We start from the raw sequence: 19083 nt of genomic DNA, 5'->3' as shown, positions 1-19083 counted from the left end.
CCTTTACATCATCTGCTGGCGCTCCGCTCGCGGTGCGCAGCCAAATTCGCGCCTGAACAGGGTTGAGAAATGGTTGCTGTCACCAAATCCACACTGGAAGGCGATATCGGTAATTCGCATATCACTGTGACGCAGCAGATGACGGGCCTGCAACAGCCGCACACGGTTCAGGTAGCGCTGCGGCGTGCTGCCGGTTTGCTGCTTCATTTGCCGATGCAGGGTACGCAGCGACAGGGAGAAGCGATCAGCCAGTTCATCCCAGATAATCTCATCACTGTAATGCTCACCCAGCCAGTCGAGCAGACGATGCAGCCGCGCCTCCTGATCCTGACTCTGTCCATCAATGCACGCCTCACGCAACAGCACCAGCAACTGTAAAAAGAGCTGTTCCTGACGCGCCTGTTTTTCCATCGACCAGGTATCATCCGGCTGCATCTGCGCCGCCACACTCAGCGCCTGCGTCATCACCTTTTGATTGATGCGCCAGTGGGAAGCATATTGCCCGTCCTGATCGCAGGGCAGTAAAGCCTGTAACCCGGAGAGAAAGCGAAACGCGCCGGGGCTGCGATAAAGCACGTTGGTCAGGCAAAGGTTGTCGGTCTGTTCGTAGAGATGACGATCGTGATCGCGCACAAAGCAGACGCAACCGGCGCATAGCGTTTGTGGCTGACCATTAAACACATGAATGCCAGAGCCTTGCTCAACCAGCACAATTTCATGGAAATCATGATGATGTTCCGGGAAGGCTGCCTGGGGTATGCGGGGTTCAATCGCAATGGCGTAATCGCCTTCAGGGAAAAAATCCGCACTGTGCAATATGGTCATGGTCATCTCTCGCTGCTTAACAAAACCGTAACGCAGTCTAATCAGCACGCGCTAACCTTACCTTGAATTTTCAGCCTGACTCAGCAGGAATCATGCTGATTTTTCAAGAAATCCTCAGCAGTTAACAGATTTGCGGCAGGGGTCACATCCTCCTGCCTTTCGCCTATGTGATCTCTCTCACGAAGTTCTTTGCAAGTCTGCCAGGGCTTATCAGCCGCTGGCACTCCGGGGAAGGTCTTTAACCGGCCAGGTTTTTACTCTGTGACCACTCAATCACAGGGAAAAGTCGCCATGACCAGGAGAAACATTGTTGCTATTGATCTCGGAGCATCCAGCGGGCGCGTCATGCTCGCAAGCTGGGATGCAGCGCAGCGCCAGCTCGCGCTTCGTGAGGTCCGGCGCTTTAAAAATAAGCGCCAGCGTCGTGCCGGTTATGACTGCTGGGATCTGACGATGCTTGAGCAGGAGATACGCGCCGGGCTGGCTCAGTTAGATGAAGAGAAGATTGTGCCAGACAGTATCGGTATCGACACCTGGGGCGTTGATATGGTGCTGCTGGATGCAGAGGGCGAGCCGGTGGGTGAGGCGGTCAGCTACCGCGATGCGCGCACCCACGGCCTGATGGAGCAGGCGCAGCACGAACTGAGCCGCAGTGCCATCTACGCCCGAACCGGCATTCAGTTTCTGCCATTCAATACGCTCTATCAGATGCGTGCCCTGCATCAGCAGCAGCCCGACTGGCAGGCCCGCGTGGCGCATGCGCTGATGATGCCGGACTACCTGCATTATCGGCTGACCGGCAATCTCAACTGGGAATACACCAACGCCACCACCACGCAAATGCTCAATATACACAGCGGCGAATGGGATCGTGATCTGCTCGCCTGGGCGGGGGTTGCTCCTGAATGGTTCGGTCAGCCGCAGGCACCGGGCAACACCGTCGGCCACTGGGTCAATAGCGCGGGTGTGCCGGTCCCGGTGATTGCTGTCGCCACTCACGACACCGCCAGCGCGGTTCTGGCAACGCCGCTGATGCAGGACGATGCGGCCTATCTTAGTTCCGGAACCTGGTCGCTGATGGGCTTTGAAAGTTTGCAGCCTTATGCCTGCGATGCCGCGTTACGCGCCAATATCACCAATGAGGGCGGCGCAGAAGGCTACCGCGTACTGAAAAACATCATGGGCTTATGGCTGTTGCAGCGCATCTGCGGCGAACTGCAGATTGACGATCTCAGCGCACTGATTGATCAGACGGCCCGCCAGCCCGCCTGTGTTTCACTGATTAGTCCCAACGATGCGCGCTTCATCAATCCCGACAGCATGGTTAACGAGATTCAGAACGCCTGCGCAGAGCAGGGAATGCCGGTGCCACAATCTGCCGCCGCGCTGGCCCGCTGCATATTTGACAGCCTGGCACTGCTCTATCGCGAGGTGATCCAGGAACTTGCAGAGCTGCGAGGCAAACCTTTCAGTCAGCTTCACGTGGTAGGGGGCGGCAGTCAGAACCGTTTTCTTAACCAGCTCTGTGCCGATGCCTGCCAGATTCCGGTGCTGGCAGGTCCGGTTGAAGCCTCTACGCTGGGTAACGTTGGTTGCCAGCTGATTGCACTTGGCGAACTGATCGATGTGGCTGATTTCCGCTGCAGCGTCATCAACAACTTCCCACTGGAAAAATTCGAACCGCAAACTCACAGCGTCTTCAGTGCCAGTCAGGCACGCTTTGCGACGCTGAGTCAACCCGCTAAGGAACCCGCTTATGACTAAGCAGATTGAACAGGCTTTTGAACTGGCTAAACAACGCTACGCTGACAATGGAGTTGATGTTGAACAGGCCATTCGCCAGCTGGACAGCATTCCTGTCTCGATGCACTGCTGGCAGGGGGATGATGTCCGGGGGTTTGAGAACCCACAGGGCGCATTAACAGGCGGTATCCAGGCGACCGGCAACTATCCGGGGCGGGCACGGAATGCCAGTGAATTACGCAGCGATATCGACAAGGCGATGTCTCTGATCCCAGGCGCAAAACGTCTGAACCTGCACGCTATCTATCTGGAAAGCGACAAGCCAGTAGAGCGGGATGCCATTGAACCTGCCCATTTCGCCAATTGGGTCGCCTGGGCGAAAGAGCACAAGGTAGGGCTGGATTTTAACCCCAGCTGCTTCTCGCATCCGATGAGTGCCGACGGTTTTACGCTGTCGCACAGTGATAAAACCGTGCGTCAGTTCTGGATCGATCACTGCAAAGCGAGTCGCCGAATCTCCGCTTCGTTTGGTGAGCAGCTTGGCACGCCGTCAGTGATGAATATCTGGGTGCCGGACGGTATGAAAGATATTACCGTGGATCGCCTGGCCCCGCGTCAGCGTCTGATGAGCGCACTGGATGAGGTCATCTCAGAAAAACTGAACCCGCAGCACCATATCGACGCGGTTGAGAGCAAGCTGTTTGGCATTGGCGCAGAGAGCTACACCGTGGGCTCCAATGAGTTTTATCTTGGTTACGCCGCCAGCCGCCAGACGGCACTATGCCTGGATGCAGGACATTTCCATCCCACCGAAGTGATCTCCGACAAAATTTCCGCCGCGATGCTCTATGTGCCGCGTCTGCTGCTGCACGTCAGCCGCCCGGTGCGCTGGGACAGCGACCATGTGGTGCTGCTGGATGATGAAACTCAGGCGATCGCCAGTGAGATCGTCCGCCATCAACTGTTCGACAAAGTGCATATCGGACTCGATTTCTTCGACGCCTCTATCAACCGGATTGCTGCCTGGGTTATCGGCACCCGCAACACCAAAAAAGCGCTGCTGCGTGCTCTGCTGGAGCCAACCGACCGTCTGCGCCAGGCCGAAAACGAGGGCGATTACACCGCACGGCTGACGCTGCTGGAAGAGCAAAAATCATTGCCGTGGCAGGCGGTATGGGAAGCCTGGTGCCTGCGCCATGACGTCCCGGCTGATGCCAGCTGGTTAGGCGACGTCCGCCATTATGAACAACAGATTTTGAGCCAACGTTAAGGATTTCACTATGCAAAGCATTCTTTCTTCAGGGTTTGTTAAGGGAATGGTCAAAGCTACCAGCGATATGTGGCTGAAGGGCTGGGACGAACGTAACGGCGGTAATGTCAGCCTGCGTCTGCTGGAAGAGGAGGTTAAACCTTTTGCCGCTGATTTCTGCCATGAACCGCGCTGTATTGAGCTGACACAACCCGCGCCAGCGCTGGCGAATGACTGGTTTCTGGTGACCGGGTCAGGAAAATTCATGCGTAATGTCCAGCTGGATCCGGCGGATTGTCTGGCACTGCTGCAGGTCGATGACAAAGGGCTCTCTTATAATATTCACTGGGGCCTGTCGAATGGCGGTTTGCCGACCTCTGAACTGGCGTCACACTTTCAGTCTCATGCGGTGCGTAAAGCGGTCAGCAAGGGGGCAGACCGGGTGATCATGCACTGTCACGCTACCAACTTTATGGCCTTAAGCTATGTGGTTGAGATGGATTCCGCCCGCTTTACCCGCCTGCTGTGGGAAGGGAGTACCGAATGTCTGGTGGTGTTCCCGGATGGTGTGGGTGTTTTACCCTGGATGGTGCCCGGCACCGATGAAATCGGCACCGCGACCGCCGGGCAGATGCAGTCACATACCCTGGTGATGTGGCCATTCCACGGTGTCTTTGGCACGGGCCCGACACTCGATGAGACTTTTGGTCTGATTGATACGGCGGAGAAATCCTCAGAAGTGATCGTCAAAGTGCTGTCGATGGGCGGGATTCGTCAGAGTATCACCACAGAACAGCTGGTTGCATTGGGTGAGCGCTTTGGTGTGACGCCGTGGCAACCGGCGCTGGATGCAGGGCCTGCTAATGCTGCGTAAAGCCTTTGTGATGCAGGTGAATCCTTATTGCCATGCAGAGTATGAGCGTCGGCACTCACCGATCTGGCCTGAACTGGCCGAAACCCTGAAAGCGCACGGCGCGCACAACTATGCCATCTGGCTGGACGCCGAGCGGCATCTGCTGTTCGCCAGCGTTGAGATTGAATCTGAGGAGCGCTGGAACGCGGTGGCGGAAACAGAGGTCTGTCAGCGCTGGTGGGCATCAATGAAAGATCTGATGCCGTCGAATGCAGATAACAGCCCGATCAGTGAGCCATTAAAACCGGTTTTCTTTCTGGAATAAAATCGGGAATAAAAGATGAAAAGGGCGGCATCGCCGCCCTGATATTTTTAACGCTTAGCCTGACACAAGCCGGTCAGTGTCGGCCACATCGCCATCAGCGTATCAATAATGCTCTCCAGATCGTCACGCTCAACGCCTTCACGCGCCCGCACCGACATGCCCTGCAGCATACAACTCAGATAACGTGACAGCGCGGGAATATTTACTGACGCACTCAGTTCGCCACGCTGCTGACGCGCCAGCAGAAAATCTTTTAACACTTGCTCCTGCGACTGATGCTGCTGTTGCAGCATGGTGGCAATCTCTGCTGAAGCCGCCGACAGGGCGGTCGAGGTGCAGATAAAGAAACAGCCGCCGGGAGAGTCACGTTCGGTAAAACAGGCCGCGGTGGCGCGGAAATAGGCTTCAATAGCCCGATCCACCGGTAACTGGTCATCGCCCAATGCCGCTTCACGCCATGCACTAAACTTCTCCACATAGCGCTCCATCGCCGCGCGAAACAACCCCTCTTTATTGACAAACTCGGCGTAGAGGGTCGGTGCTTTCGCGCCGGTTGCGGCCACCAGATCGGCCAGAGAAGTTCCCTCGTAACCGTGCGTCCAGAACAGGGTCAGTGCTTTATCGAGCGCTGCTTCGCGATCGAACACTTTTGGTCGGCCGCGGCATTTCTTTACATCGCAATCCTGAACCTGACTCATACACCCTCACTGACAGTAAAACACCCTATTAAATTACCGATCATTATAAAAATGTGCAAGGCCTGGCGTGGATGCCGACGACAGGGGTTGCCATTTTGTGCGTCAGCGCATTATTACAGCCCCTTAGGTTAAGTCAGAAATGAGGCTGAAGCCCATAATCACGCCACTTGGAGAATAAAATAACGCTCATTAAATAAATGTTGACGACAAACCGTATCGGGGTCTATCATTTGTTTAACGGTCATTAATTAAATAGTGACAACCCATTCAGACCAACCGAATTTCAATATTGAATAGAGAGATTATTATGAAAAACATCAAAACCACCCTGGCAGCACTAGCACTGACTACTCTGACTTTTGGCGCATCTGCCGCTGACCTGGTGACCAGCGAACCTGTTAATCAGCAGCCAGTTGGCACCATTTCTGTACTGGGCGGCACCAATCTGTCTTCTGTTGAAGCGCAGCTGAGTGCTAAAGCGGATGAAGCGGGTGCGAAATCGTTCCGCATCACCTCAACCAGCGGCCAGAACAAACTGCACGGCACGGCTGTGATTTATCAGTAATTTTGGTTTTCAACAGAATAAGTGAGAAGGGGTTCGTTATGAAAAGTATCAATATGATGGTCGTGGCGGCGGTGCTAAGCGGTCTGTCATTTGCCAGCGTAGCGGCCCAGCAGGTCAGCAGCACACCGCTGGATCAGCAAAAAATCGGTGTCATCAGCGCAACGGGCAGTACTAATCTGCTTTCGCTGGAGCAGCAACTGTCAGAAAAGGCCAGCGATGCAGGAGCAAAGTCTTTCCGCATCACTTCGACCTCTGGCAGCAACAACCTGCATGGCACAGCCGTTCTTTATAGATAAAGTGAGCGGTAAATAACCCTGAACAGGCTTCAGATAACCCGCTTATCTGAAGCCTTTTTTTATTATCCGTTACTGCGTAACTGTGGATAACGACGGAAGATATAAACACACCAGAGTAACGCCACCAGGCCAATCATCCCGCCGACATTGCCGACTTCCGCCATGCTCAGATGCAGGCTGACCTGATTACCCAGCAGCGCACCCGCGCCGATACCGATATTGTAGATACCGGACATCAGCGACATCGCCACATCCGTGGCATCCGGTGCCAGCGACAGCACCCGCACCTGCATACCCAGTCCGATCATCATCATCGCCATTCCCCAGACAACGCATAGCGTTGAAATAGCCGCAGGGCGAACGGCAGCAAAAATCAGCAGGCCCATGCACAGGGTGATCAGCGCGATGGCCGCAATCAGCAATCCGGAGGGAAATTTATTACCGAGTGTGCTGAACAGTACGCTACCCACAATGCCCGCAGAGCCAAACAGCAGCAGTAGCAGGGTGGTGAAGTTGCCACTGGAATGGGCCACGGTTTGCATAAAGGGTTCGATATAGCTGTAAGCGGTGTAATGCGCGGTAACGACCAGCGTCACCAGCAGATACATGCTGACCAGCGCCGGACGGCGAAACAGCATCGGCACACTGCTCAGCGAGCCGGTATGTTCACTCGGCAGACGCGGCAGGATACGTACCAGCATAATCATCAGCACCAGCGCCGAAAGGCCAATCGCGCCGAAGGTCGTACGCCAGCCAAGATACTGACCCACCACACGGCCAATCGGCACGCCCAGCACCATCGCCAGCGCGGTACCGGTTGCCAGCATACTCAGCGCCTGAGTTTTCTTACCGGCCGGAGCGACGCGAATCGCCAGCGAGGCGGTGATCGACCAGAACACCGCGTGAGACAGGGCGATACCCACCCGTGACACCATCAGCGACCGGAAATCCCAGGCAACGGTAGAAAGTACGTGGCTGACGATAAAGATCAGGAACAGCACGCCCAGCAGCAGTCGACGCTCAATATTGCGGGTCAGCAGCATCAGCGGCAATGAGAGCAGTGCGACCACCCAGGCATAGATGGTCAGCATGATCCCGACGTCAGCCGTCTGCATTGAAAAGTCAGCAGCGATGTCGGATAACAGGCCAACCGGCACAAATTCGGTGGTATTAAACACAAAGGCGGCGATGGCCAGCAATACCACGCGTAGCCAGGCAGTTTTACGTGAAACAGTAGTTGGTTGCATGAGGAGTCAAGTCAGTCAGTACAGCGAATCGGATGTGGCAGAAACATCCAGCGAAAGTGACCTGCGTCACAAATTACTGACCATTGTAGTGAATAAAGCGGGAAGAGAAACCTTATAAACGCCTTTTAATGCTGAAATTTTTTTATCGCCCCATCACAGGGCGATAGCCTGAGGTTATTGACCGCGACGACGGGCGGGCATCATTCGCAGCAGAGTATTGTCTTTAAGCAGATAGTGATGGAACAGTGCGGCAGCAGCATGCAGTCCGATCAGCCAGTAACCCAGCGGTGCCAGAGTTTCATGCCAGCCAATCAGCATATCCGCCATATCAAAGTCAGGTTCAGGCGCGACCGGCATGCTGATGCCAAACAGCCACCATTCCCGACCTTTAAGATAACGCGATGTCAGGCCGAGGATCGGCAGAGTGATAAACAGGGCATAGAGCAGGGTATGAGTCAGATGTGCCAGCCCGGTTTGCCAGCGCGGCGGAGCGGGAGTAATGGGCGGTGTGCGATGCCGGGTGCGTAAAAAGAGGCGAACAAGCATCAATACCAGAATGGTCGCGCCGGCGCTGAAATGGGTAATGATCATGGCATAACCCTGCCAGGATCCGCGCTGTGCAAAACCGCGCAGTTCAATGGTGGCGTAGGCCGTCACCACCAGTAAAAAGGTGAGCCAGTGAAGGGCTATCTGAGCGCGCGCAAACTTATCCCGCATTGTGCATTCCATTAAAGAGAATCAGGAAGATTAACATAACGGAAAACAGCGCTAATTCTTAACAAATTAGCGCAGCGGGAAAAATTTTTTTACCTTACCAGGTGGATCAGATTAACGCGAAGACGGGGTGTGCTTCAGGGCCACGCTGAGCTGGGTGGCCTGCTGGTCAACATTTTTGAGAGGACAACAGTTTTCACAGCCGATTGCGCCAGCATAATATTTTTTAGCCTGCAGGATGGCGGCATTCACATGGTAAAAACTGCCCAGAAACATCCGGTTATCGATGTCGGGAAGATGGGGGCAGCCTGCGGCATGAACCACATGATTATTGTTATATCCTGATTGTTTATTGACGTAGTAGTAGAGAGCCACAGGCGTTCCTTGTTGCCGTGTTAAAAGGCAAAGCAGATGAATTATTACAATAAAAACGATTATAGCGGGAAACCTGCATTTTGTTTGCTGTGGCTCTGAATAGCGCGTTTATTGTGATAAACCGCCAGGCCCGCAGGAGAAGTCAGGCCTGGCAAGAGAAGACATTCTCAGAGTTTTTTACTGTGCAGACGCCAGGCAACCAGTAACGCCAGGATCAGCAGGACGCTGATAAACAGCGTAATCCCGAACCAGCCAAAATTATGCCAGAACACGCCTCCCAGCGTACCCGCGACGCTGGAACCCACGTAGTAGCTGAACAGATAGAGTGAAGAGGCCTGGCCTCTTGCCCGGCGCGCCCGGGGGCCAATCCAGCCGCTGGCAACCGCATGGGCGGCAAAAAAACCGGCGGTGAACAGCATCATCCCAGGCAGGATCAGCCAGAGGGAGTTGAAGGCGGTAATCAGCAAACCCAGCAGCATGATGGCGGTAGCACCCAGCATCACCGGTCCCCGCCCCAACCGGTTGGTCAGCGCGCCCGCTTTAGGCGAACTCCAGGAGCCGGTGAGGTAGACCACTGATAACAGTCCGACCACGGCCTGGCTGAGATGCCAGGGCGCATCCAGTAAACGGTAGCCAATATAGTTAAACAGGGTGACAAAGGCTCCCATCAGCAGGAATCCTTCGGCAAACAGCCAGGGAAGGCCCGGATCGCGCCAGTGCAGCCGGAAGTTAATCAGCAGATTACGCGGACGCAGCGTAATGGGCCGGAAATGGCGCGACGCAGGCAGAATCTTCCAGAACATCAGCGCCGAGGCCAGCGAAAAACAGCCGATTACCGCCACGGCGAGTCGCCATGAGAAGAGGTCAGTCAGTACACCGCTCAGCAGTCGACCGCTCATCCCGCCTATCGAGTTACCGCTGATATATAACCCCATGGAAAAGGCGACGACGCGTGCATCCATCTCCTCGCTGAGGTAGGTCATGCCGACCGCCGCCACGCCACTCAGCGACAACCCCATCAGCGCCCGCATAATCAGAATGCCGTGCCAGCTGTTCATGGTAGCCGAGATCAGCGTGCAGATGGCGGCCAGCATCAGGGCTGTGACCATCACCGATTTACGACCGATAGCATCAGAGAGCGGCCCGGTTACCAGCAGGCCCAGCGCCATCAGGCCGGTCGAGATGGAGAGCGACAGGCTGCTGGTTGCCGGAGAGATACCGAACTGCTGTGACAGCACCGGCAGAATCGGCTGTACACAGTAGAGCAGGGCAAAGGTCGCCAGCCCGGCGGAGAAAAGCGCCAGCGTCACGCGCATAAACTGTGGCGAATCCCGGCGGATATGACCTGAAGCGGCAACAGACTCTGGCGGCGCAGAGACCGCATTCTCATCCACTGTGACAGCCTGTATTGAGCGACTCACACATTTTCCTCAAATTTAGAAAACCTGTCGTCAGCTTAGGAAAGCGGCATTATGATGTCTAATATATTAATAATCTCAAATGAGACGTTTAAGATATGAATATCGAACTGCGTCATCTGCGCTACTTTGTTGCGGTGGCGGAAGAGTTACATTTCGGGCGGGCGGCCCAGCGTCTGAACATTTCTCAGCCGCCGCTCAGCCAGCAGATTATTCAGCTGGAAACAGAAACGGGCGCAAGGCTGTTCAATCGCACTAACCGCAGCGTGCAGCTTACCGCTGCCGGACAGCAACTGCTGAGTGACGCCCGCGCGATTCTTTTGCAGGTTGAGCAGGCGGCCGATCGCGCCGCCCGGCTGCATCGAGGTGAAGAGGGGGAGCTGCGGATTGGCTTTACCTCCTCGGCCCCGTTTACCGCCGTGGTCTCTGACGCGCTATTCCGGTTTCGTCAGCGCTGGCCGCAGGTACATATTCAGATGCAGGAGATTAATACCCGCCAGCAGCTGGCACCGCTTCATGATGGACGGCTCGATCTCGGCGTGATGCGCAACACGCCGCTGCCCGCCGATCTGCGTCATCAGCTGCTGCTGAGTGAGCCGCTTTATGCCGTGGTGCATAAGGCGCATCCGCTGGCTGACGCTGATAAAATCTCAGTCACCGCCCTGGCGGCGGAACCTTTTGTCTTCTTTGATCCTCAGGGCGGAACCGCGCTCTATAGCGATATTCTGGCGCTGCTGCACCGCTACCATATCAAGCCCTTTATTACGCAGGAAGTGGGTGAGGCGATGACCATACTGGGGCTGGTGGCAACCGGGTTAGGCGTCTCCATCCTGCCTGCCTCATTTCGTCGGGCGCGGCTGGCCGATCTGGTCTGGTTGCCATTAACGGAAGAGGATGCCATTTCAGAGCTGTGGCTGGTCTGGTCAGCCGGACGCGAAATAAATGCGCAGATGGAAAACATGATGGCGTTGCTGCGGCGAAACCGGCCCTGAAGCGCGGGTAACACCGCATCAATCTGTGCGATAAATCACATTTCTAATCAAATATTTGACGCTGTCGCCGGATCTGGCTCACCATGGCGCATGTTTATTTAGAAGCGCGAAAATAACCGGGAGCAGGGTTGTGAATCCGGACAGTCAACCTGGCCACATTGACCAGATCAAGCAGACTAATGCAGGTGTCGTATATCGATTAATTGACCGTTATGGTCCCATTTCGCGTATCGAACTTTCCCGCCGTGCCCAGCTTGCTCCGGCCAGCATTACCAAAATTGTGCGTGAAATGCTGGACGCACATTTAGTGCAGGAGACCGAGTTTCAGGATCCCGGCAGTCGTGGACGTCCGGCGATAGGCCTGATACTGGATACCGACGCCTGGCACTATCTGGCTATTCGCCTGCATCGCGGCGCCATGACGTTTACGCTGCGCGACCTCAGCAGCAAGGAACTGGTGGAGGAGAGCCTGCCGCTGCCTGATGAGTCTGCTCAGCCGTTACTTACCGCGCTGATTGAACAGGTTGATGCCTTCTTTATTCGTCATCAGAAGAAGCTGGAACGCCTTACGGCCATTGCCATTACATTGCCAGGGCTGATCAACGCCGCGTCAGGTGTGGTGCATCGGCTACCGGGTTATGAGGTGCGCGATATGCCGCTGGGCGATGCGCTGGCGGCGCGAACCGGCTTACCGGTGTTTGTGCAGCACGACATTTCAGCCTGGACGCTGGCGGAGTCGCTGTTTGGTGCCTCACGTGGTGCGCAGGATGTAATTCAGATTGTGATTGATGAAACCGTGGGAGCCGGGGTGATCAGTGGCGGTCAGCTGTTGCATAAAAGTGGCAGAGCGCTGGTCGAGATCGGGCATACTCAGATCGACCCGTATGGTCAGCAGTGCTACTGCGGTAATCATGGCTGTCTGGAGACCGTGGCCAGCACCGGCAGTCTGCTGGCGCTGGCGGCGCAGCGTCTGCCGGCCCAGCCCGACAGCCTGCTCAATAATCAGCCGCTGACGCTGGAGTCGCTGTGCGCAGCGGCGCAGTCTGGCGACCGTCTGGCGCGCGACACCATCGCCAGCGTGGGTCACCATGTTGGCCGGATTCTGGCGATGATGGTCAACATTTTCAATCCTCAACATATTCTTATCGGTTCCCCCCTGAATGCCGCCGCGGATGTACTGTTTCCGGCCGTGAGCAACACCATTCTGCAGCAATCGCTCCCTGCCTATAGCGCGAGTATCCAGCTGGCACCTACCGAATTTAGCGAGCCGGGAACGTTAGGCGGCGCAGCGCTGATCAAAGACGCGCTCTATAACGGACACCTGTTAGTGAAACTGTTGCAAGGTTAAGCGGGCCTAATCTTGCGCTAACGCAATCTGTTCTCATCCTCCATTCCTTAAAATGCCGGTTCGCAGCAAGGTTAATCACCGATTAACCGCAACGGTTCGAGAGGAGAAGTTGAGTGAACAGACTATTTGTTACCGGCACTGACACCGCAGTGGGCAAAACGGTGGTGTCACGCGCCCTGTTACAAAGTTTTATCCAGGCCAGGCTCAGTGCCGTCGGGTACAAGCCCGTCGCGCGCTGCGCGGTCAAAACCGCTGACGGCCTGCGTAACAAAGATGCACAGGTTCTGCAAAGCGCTTCATCCATCGATTTACCCTATCAGGCGATCAATCCGCTGGCCTTTCAGGAAGAGGAGATCTGCACCCATCCGAGCCAGATTATTGATTACGCATTGCTGACACAGGGCTTAAGCAGCCTGACGCAGCAGGCCGATCGCGTGGTCGTGGAGGGCACTGGCGGCTGGCGCAGCCTGATGAACGACGGACGTCCGCTCTCCTGCTGGGTCGTTGAGCAGCAACTGCCGGTGGTGCTGGTGGTCGGTATCCAGTCGGGTTGTATCAGTCACGCCCTGTTAACAGCAGAAGCGATAGCGCAGGATGGACTGCCACTGGTGGGCTGGGTAGCCAACCGCATTAATCCGGGACTGGCGCAGTACAGCGACATTATTGAGATTCTGCGTGAAAAAATTACAGCGCCGCTGCTGGGCGAGCTGCCTTATCTGCCACGAGCGGAACAGCGCGATCTGACGCCTTACATCGATATTTCTCTGCTGGAGCAGAACAGTCTGCACGCTGTGAGTGCAAAGATCGCCTGATTATGAAACAAACCAAGTCATCTGAGTCGGCAGTGAGCCTAAAGTTTCAGGCTTGTTGTCGGCTGTCTTTAACTATTTCTATTTAGAATTGAAAGACCTGGCTCGGATATCGCGAAATCGTGGCGTCATGGCGCAGAAAATGCATTAACTCCGCTTATCACACTGAGCTGGAGCCCCATCATGTCGCACTCGCACGAGAAAGGTTTGTTATATGGGCTTGAAGCCCGCATTGGCCCCGCCCCGGCGTTTTTCGCCGCACTGCAACATCTGCTGGCCAGCGTGGTAGGAATCATCACCCCGCCGCTGATTATTGGCTCCGTTCTGGGGTTGCAGGCCTATATTCCTTATCTGATCAGCATGTCATTGTTCGTTTCCGGCTTAGGCACATTTATGCAGGCCAGACGCTTTTATGGCATCGGGGCGGGCATGATCTGTCTGCAGGGCACCAGCTTCGCATTTCTGGGGGTAATCCTCTCAGGTGGTCTGATGGTGAAAGGGCGCGGTGGTTCGCCGGAAGAGATTATGGCGATGCTGTTTGGCTGTAACCTGGTGGCGGCGTTGATTCCGATTCTGATTAGCCGCTGCGTCGGCTCGCTGCGCAAAGTGCTGACGCCGGTGGTGACCGGCACGGTGATCACCCTGATTGGCATCAGCCTGATAAAAGTCAGCATTACCGACTGGGCGGGCGGGCACAACGCCACAGATTTTGGATCGCCGGGAAATCTGGCGCTGGGGGCGCTGACGTTGCTGGTGATCGTGGCGCTGAACCGCTCGCGAAATCGCTGGGCGCGGCTGGTGGCGGTGGTGGCCGGAATCGCGGTGGGATGCGTTGCCGCGGCCTTGACCGGACATCTGCAACTTAATGTTGCGCCGGAGAGCAACTGGCTGGTGCTGCCCGCGTTCTTCCGGTTTGGTTTTGCCTTTGACTGGACTATTTTCCTGCCGATCGCGCTGGTGTCAGTGATCGCGGTAATTGAAGCCGTCGGCGACCTTACCGCTAACTGCCTGATTTCACAGCAGCCGATCACCGGCAAACCTTTTCAGCAGAGGCTGCAGGGTGGCATTGTCGCCGACGGCCTGAGCTGTGTGCTGGCAGCGGTTTTCTCCGCCTTTCCCAACACCACGTTTGCGCAGAACAATGGCGTTATCCAGATGACCGGCGTCGCCAGCCGTTACGTCGGTATGCTGCTGGGAATCATGCTGGCGCTGCTGGGGCTGTTTCCCTTTATTGGCTCCCTGTTGCAGCAGATCCCGCCGCCGGTGCTGGGCGGGGCGACAATCGTGATGTTTGGCAGCGTGGTTGCCGCGGGCATCCGGGTGATGACCCAGACGCCGCTGGGTCGCCGCGAGATGCTGATTGTGGCGATCGCTTTTGGTATTGGTCTGGGCGTGGAGGCGGTGCCGGATGTGCTGAAGCAGTTCCCGCCGCTGATTAACAGTCTGTTTGGTCATGCGGTGACGACCGGCGGTATTCTGGCGATTGTGCTGAACATGGTGCTGCCGGACGAGGCGCCTGTGGTGGAAGAGGTTGAGGCGGAAACGCTGACTGAAAGCTGAATAACGCACAAGGGCTGAAGTTGTTCTGACAGACGGCTCAGAAATTTAAAGCAATGGGAGCATACGCCTGTAGCAAAACATCGCGGCCGTGGACAAAAAGGGCGGGAGTGTTTTGAACAACGCAAACCGTTGGCCCGGCTACGGACGCACCACTGGGATGAGGCGCGTAATAGCACGCGCTGAGCATGCCATGAATGGCGGAATTTGTGTCTTTGCGAAGGGCGGGTGTTCCCTGAGCGACTGCTTTACTGACAGAGTACGGGGCCGATGCGATTGTTTGAGAATGTGGACCAACTTTAGCCAGAATGGCTTTAAGATCGAGCCTGCTCAGGGAACCGGGTCAGATCGGAAAGACGCAAAAGCCGTCGTCCCTGACTGCTCGGCCCGCGCCATCCCTGGCGCGGGACGCTTTCCTCCTCTGACCCGGTTCCCTGCGCGTTAAGCTTGTTTGTTGCTGTCTGATTTACCCAGGCTTGGGTATATCTGCTTATATCTGCTGTTTTAATGGGCCGGTAAGACCCATTTAGGTGACGAAATTATGGATTCAGACGACGGCGGGTACGACCGGAACTGAGGTAATCCGCAATATAATCCTGCGAAATCTCACCGCTGTAGCGACCCTCTTCATCGACAATCGGCATCCAGACCGTGTTGTGCTCATAGAGTTTTGACAGCACCACGCGCAGGTTCTCTTCCGCTTTACCGGTGACCTTAAAGGTGTGCAGTCGCTCTTCACAGCGGCCACTGACGTTACGCGCCTCGCGACGCTTCACGAAGCCCAGCGGTTTGCCATCCTCATCGACCACGGTAATCGATCGCATATCGTTCTCATCCATGGTGCCAAAGGCTTCTTCCAGCGGAGTAGAGCGGCGGACGGTGATGGTCGGCTGCTGGTCGGTCACATCGCCCGCCTGCACCAGTAACAGGCGCTTAAGCGTACGGTCCTGACCCACAAACGAGCCGACGAACTCATTGGCAGGAGTTGCCAGCAGTTCATCCGGGCTGGCGCACTGCACGATTTTACCCTGACCAAATACCGCAATGCGATCGCCGAGCTTCAGTGCCTCGTCAATATCGTGGCTCACCAGCATCACGGTTTTTTTCAGCTGACGCTGCATGTCGAGAAACTCGTTCTGGATCACTTCGCGGTTAATCGGGTCAACGGCGCCAAACGGCTCATCCATCAGCAGCACCGGTGGATCCGCCGCCAGGGCACGAATCACCCCGATACGCTGCTGCTGACCGCCTGACATCTCACGCGGATAGCGATGCAGGAATTTGGTGGGATCCAGCGCAACCATGCTCATCAGCTCGGTAGCCCGCTCGTGGCACTGCTTTTTGTTCCAGCCCAGCATGCGTGGCACCACGGTAATGTTCTCCTCGATGGTCATGTTGGGAAACAGACCAATCTGCTGGATAACATAGCCAATGTTGCGGCGCAGGGTGGTGGTGTCCTGTGTACTGGTATCTTCACCATTAATCAGGATCCGGCCACTGGTGGCGGGAATCAGACGGTTAATCATCTTCAGCGTGGTGGTTTTCCCGCAGCCCGAGGGGCCCAGCAGCACGCACATCTCACCGGCTGGCACGTGCAGGCTGACGTTATCAACGGCTTTATTGGTCGTGCCGTTTTTCTGGGTAAAGGTTTTCGTCAGGTTTTCCAGCGTAATCATTATCGAATCCCCTTTGGAGTCAGCGCCTGCTGCAAACGGTGCAGCAGCCAGTCAAGAAAAATAGCCAGCAGACAGATCATCAATGCCCCGGCAATCAACATACGAATATCACTGCCGCTGATACCATCCAGCAGCAGCTGGCCCAGACCGCCCGCGCCAATCACGGCGGCAATTGCCATGACGCCAACGTTCATCACCACGGCGGTACGGATGCCACCGAAGATCACCGGCAGCGCCATCGGGATTTCAACCCAGCGCAGGCGCTGCCAGAACGTCATGCCGATGCCACGACCCGCTTCACGCAGACCGTCCGGCAGATTCTCCAGCGCGGTGTGGGTGTTGCGCACAATCGGCAGCAGCGAGTAGAGGAACACGGCGGTAATCGCCGGCAGCGCGCCAATGCCCTGACCGATGAGTGAAAACAGCGGGATCATCAGACCAAACAGCGCAATGGTGGGAATTGTCAGCACCACGGTGGCGATACCGAGAATCGGCGTTGCCAGCCATCTTACACGCACGATCAGAATGCCAAGCGGCACACCAATCACAATTGCCAGTCCGACCGCGACCAGCACCAGCCAGCTGTGCTGCCAGCTCAGGGTGAGCAGGGTGCTCCAGTTATCCATGATGTAGTGAAGGGTATCCACAGTGCCTCCTTACAGCATGTTTTTGGATTTAAGGAAATCACGCGCCACGGTTTCCGGTGACTGATGATCGATATCGACCCGCTTGTTCAGCTCCGTTATCGCCTCATCGGTGATCTGCGCAGAAAGCTGATTAAGCGCGGTATCCAGCCCCGGATGACTCGCCAGCACATCCTGACGCACAACCGGCGTCACGTTGTAGCTTGGGAAGAAGTGCTTATCATCCTCCAGTACTTTCATGTCGAAGCCCTTAACCCGGCCATCGGTGGTGTAGATCAGACCGGCATCCACGAATCCATCGCGAATCGCGTTATAGACGAGGCCCGGGTCCATCTGGCGGATCTGCGGGCGATCCAGCGCCAGGTTGTAGGTTTTCTGCAGCGGCTTCATGCCGTCTGAACGACCCGAGAACTCCAGGTCCAGACCCAGTCGCCAGTTATGATCCGGGTCGGTTTTACGCACCTGCTCAATCTTCGCAACCAGCTGCGACATGGTGCTGATGCCCTCTTTTTCGGCCCGTTCACGGGTCATGGCAAAGGCATAGGTATTGTTCATCGGTGCCGGGTTAAGCCAGACCAGCCCCAGTCTGGCATCCAGCTTTTTCACCGTCTCATACGCCTGCTGTGAAGACATCGGCTGGTTGATATGGTTAAAGATGATCAGTGAGGTACCGGTATATTCCCAGACCATATCAATCTGCTTATTCAGCAGCGCATTACGGCCAATGGTGGTGGCGATATTGCGTTTAGGCACCACCTCGAAGCCTTTCTTCTGCAGCCAGAGCACCGTCATTGCTGACAGGATATGCTGCTCGGTAAAACTTTTGGTCGCCATCACCAGCGGTGCAGCAGCCTGTGCCGTCTGGCTTAACAGCAGCGTCGCGGTCAGCGCGACAACGCTTTTCTTAATCCAACGCGTTAGCATTGCAAAGCTCCTTGTGGTCAGGCCGCGGCGTGCGGACTCAGAAAGCGGCCCAGCGCGGCCAGCATCATATCCAGTACCAGTGCCACCAGTGCGGTGGCGACGGCGCCGAGTATCAGCGTCGGAAAGTCATTCAGATAGATGCCCGGGAAGATCAGCTCGCCAAAGCTGCTGGCGCCAATCAGGAACGCCAGTGGGGCGGTGCCGACATTGATGGCGGTGGCGATGCGCACGCCAGAGAGGATGACCGGCAAGGCATTCGGCAGCTCCACCTGACGCAGACGCTGCCATTTGGTCATACCGATGCCGTTGGCCGCCTCAATCAGCGACGGGGGAACCGCGCTCAGACCAGAGAAGGTATTGCGGACGATAGGCAGCAGCGAAGCCAGAAACAGCGCAATCAGCGCCGGACGGTCGCCAATCCCGATAATAACCATCGCCAGAGCCAGTACCGCCAGCGGTGGCAGGGTGTTACCGACATTGAAAATCTGCATCACGTACTCTGCCCAGCGACGTGCAAACGGGCGACTTAGCAGGATGCCGCTGGGGATACCGACCAGCAGAGCGAACAGCATTGACCAGAAGACTAAGAAGAGGTGTTGTTGCCCGAGATAGAGCAGATCGACTTTACGTGCGACCAGCTGATCCCAGCCAAGGCCCCAGATCAGCACTGCGATCACCGTGACCACTGCAAGCAGTGCCAGACCGGCGCGTCGGGCCAGTGAAGCATTTTGCATCGGAGAATCTCCCTGATTACGATCTCAATTGTTATAACAACCATAAACAGCCCGACAGGTACGGCAAAAATTGCCGCCGCGCCCAATACCG

20 protein-coding genes are annotated in these 19083 nt (G+C 56.0%); 10 read left to right on the top strand and 10 right to left on the bottom strand.

What is annotated here, in order from left to right; translation table 11 throughout:
- Positions 1-3: 3 nt before the first annotated feature.
- Positions 4-825, bottom strand: coding sequence for an HTH-type transcriptional activator RhaS (gene rhaS, locus FOV68_RS01815; RefSeq protein WP_029519076.1), 822 nt, complete (start codon positions 823-825; stop codon positions 4-6).
- 291 nt (positions 826-1116) lie between these two features.
- Between rhaS and rhaB the strand changes: the two genes are divergently transcribed.
- Genes rhaB through rhaM form a run of 4 tightly spaced genes read left to right on the top strand, consistent with a single transcriptional unit; the run spans position 1117 to position 4995 of the window.
- The gene (gene rhaB / locus FOV68_RS01810; protein ID WP_031592391.1) at positions 1117-2589 is read left to right on the top strand and encodes a rhamnulokinase; all 1473 of its coding nucleotides are present in this window, start codon (positions 1117-1119) and stop codon (positions 2587-2589) included.
- A complete protein-coding gene (locus tag FOV68_RS01805; protein ID WP_069026303.1) occupies positions 2582-3838 on the top strand; it encodes an L-rhamnose isomerase in 1257 nt (418 codons plus the stop codon). Before rhaB ends, FOV68_RS01805 begins: the two co-directional genes overlap by 8 nt.
- 10 nt (positions 3839-3848) lie before the next feature.
- Positions 3849-4691 carry a rhamnulose-1-phosphate aldolase gene (gene rhaD / locus FOV68_RS01800; protein ID WP_143990229.1) on the top strand — a complete coding sequence of 281 codons (843 nt, stop codon included), beginning with the start codon at positions 3849-3851 and terminating at the stop codon, positions 4689-4691.
- The gene (gene rhaM / locus FOV68_RS01795; protein WP_010670186.1) at positions 4681-4995 is read left to right on the top strand and encodes an L-rhamnose mutarotase; all 315 of its coding nucleotides are present in this window, start codon (positions 4681-4683) and stop codon (positions 4993-4995) included. The genes rhaD and rhaM overlap by 11 nt, the downstream gene beginning before the upstream one ends.
- A 47-nt stretch (positions 4996-5042) precedes the next feature.
- Here the strand turns inward: rhaM and FOV68_RS01790 are convergent, their stop codons facing one another.
- Complete coding sequence (locus FOV68_RS01790; RefSeq protein WP_031592386.1) at positions 5043-5693, bottom strand: TetR/AcrR family transcriptional regulator; 651 nt, start codon at positions 5691-5693, stop codon at positions 5043-5045.
- A 307-nt stretch (positions 5694-6000) separates the two neighbouring features.
- On the opposite strand from FOV68_RS01790, the gene FOV68_RS01785 reads away from it, so the two are divergent.
- The gene (locus tag FOV68_RS01785; protein WP_031592385.1) at positions 6001-6258 is read left to right on the top strand and encodes a DUF1471 domain-containing protein; all 258 of its coding nucleotides are present in this window, start codon (positions 6001-6003) and stop codon (positions 6256-6258) included.
- Positions 6259-6296: 38 nt separating this feature from the next.
- Positions 6297-6554 (top strand): YdgH/BhsA/McbA-like domain containing protein, encoded by a 258-nt coding sequence (locus FOV68_RS01780; RefSeq protein WP_010670183.1) that lies wholly within the window; start codon positions 6297-6299, stop codon positions 6552-6554.
- 62 nt (positions 6555-6616) lie between these two features.
- Here FOV68_RS01780 and FOV68_RS01775 read toward each other — a convergent pair whose 3' ends face one another.
- The 4 genes from FOV68_RS01775 to FOV68_RS01760 form a co-directional block, all read right to left on the bottom strand.
- On the bottom strand, positions 6617-7801 hold the full coding sequence (locus FOV68_RS01775; protein ID WP_010244774.1) for a sugar transporter: 1185 nt from the start codon (positions 7799-7801) through the stop codon (positions 6617-6619).
- A 174-nt stretch (positions 7802-7975) separates the two neighbouring features.
- Entirely contained in the window at positions 7976-8518 is a 543-nt protein-coding gene (cybB, locus tag FOV68_RS01770; RefSeq protein ID WP_031592384.1) for a cytochrome b561, read from the bottom strand.
- Between the two features lie 111 nt (positions 8519-8629).
- A complete protein-coding gene (locus FOV68_RS01765) occupies positions 8630-8890 on the bottom strand; it encodes a hypothetical protein (protein WP_031592383.1) in 261 nt (86 codons plus the stop codon).
- 167 nt (positions 8891-9057) lie between these two features.
- Positions 9058-10311 carry an MFS transporter gene (locus FOV68_RS01760; RefSeq protein WP_143990228.1) on the bottom strand — a complete coding sequence of 418 codons (1254 nt, stop codon included), beginning with the start codon at positions 10309-10311 and terminating at the stop codon, positions 9058-9060.
- A 95-nt stretch (positions 10312-10406) separates the two neighbouring features.
- Between FOV68_RS01760 and FOV68_RS01755 the strand changes: the two genes are divergently transcribed.
- The 4 genes from FOV68_RS01755 to FOV68_RS01740 all read left to right on the top strand — a co-directional run bounded on the left by FOV68_RS01755 (position 10407) and on the right by FOV68_RS01740 (position 15017).
- Complete coding sequence (locus FOV68_RS01755) at positions 10407-11300, top strand: LysR family transcriptional regulator (RefSeq protein WP_010670180.1); 894 nt, start codon at positions 10407-10409, stop codon at positions 11298-11300.
- 130 nt (positions 11301-11430) lie between these two features.
- Entirely contained in the window at positions 11431-12648 is a 1218-nt protein-coding gene (locus FOV68_RS01750; RefSeq protein ID WP_010244790.1) for an ROK family transcriptional regulator, read from the top strand.
- A 113-nt stretch (positions 12649-12761) separates the two neighbouring features.
- On the top strand, positions 12762-13460 hold the full coding sequence (gene bioD, locus FOV68_RS01745; protein WP_039388680.1) for a dethiobiotin synthase: 699 nt from the start codon (positions 12762-12764) through the stop codon (positions 13458-13460).
- A 180-nt stretch (positions 13461-13640) separates the two neighbouring features.
- On the top strand, positions 13641-15017 hold the full coding sequence (locus FOV68_RS01740; protein WP_010670178.1) for a nucleobase:cation symporter-2 family protein: 1377 nt from the start codon (positions 13641-13643) through the stop codon (positions 15015-15017).
- A 536-nt stretch (positions 15018-15553) separates the two neighbouring features.
- Here the strand turns inward: FOV68_RS01740 and osmV are convergent.
- Genes osmV through FOV68_RS01720 form a run of 4 tightly spaced genes read right to left on the bottom strand, consistent with a single transcriptional unit; the run spans position 15554 to position 18992 of the window.
- Positions 15554-16690 carry an osmoprotectant ABC transporter ATP-binding protein OsmV gene (gene osmV / locus FOV68_RS01735; protein ID WP_010244799.1) on the bottom strand — a complete coding sequence of 379 codons (1137 nt, stop codon included), beginning with the start codon at positions 16688-16690 and terminating at the stop codon, positions 15554-15556.
- Positions 16690-17337 (bottom strand): osmoprotectant ABC transporter permease OsmW, encoded by a 648-nt coding sequence (gene osmW / locus FOV68_RS01730; RefSeq protein WP_010244802.1) that lies wholly within the window; start codon positions 17335-17337, stop codon positions 16690-16692. The genes osmV and osmW overlap by 1 nt, the downstream gene beginning before the upstream one ends.
- 9 nt (positions 17338-17346) lie before the next feature.
- Positions 17347-18258 (bottom strand): glycine betaine ABC transporter substrate-binding protein, encoded by a 912-nt coding sequence (locus FOV68_RS01725; RefSeq protein WP_083068001.1) that lies wholly within the window; start codon positions 18256-18258, stop codon positions 17347-17349.
- Between the two features lie 17 nt (positions 18259-18275).
- Positions 18276-18992, bottom strand: a complete 717-nt coding sequence (locus FOV68_RS01720; protein ID WP_031592378.1) for an ABC transporter permease — start codon at positions 18990-18992, stop codon at positions 18276-18278.
- Between the last annotated feature and the right edge of the window lie 91 nt (positions 18993-19083).

This window comes from Pantoea sp. paga (genome assembly GCF_007558755.1).
Taxonomy (GTDB): Bacteria; Pseudomonadota; Gammaproteobacteria; order Enterobacterales; family Enterobacteriaceae; genus Pantoea; species Pantoea agglomerans.
The sequence above is the reverse complement of the archived record's forward strand: the minus strand, read 5'-3'. Positions and strand labels throughout refer to the sequence as shown.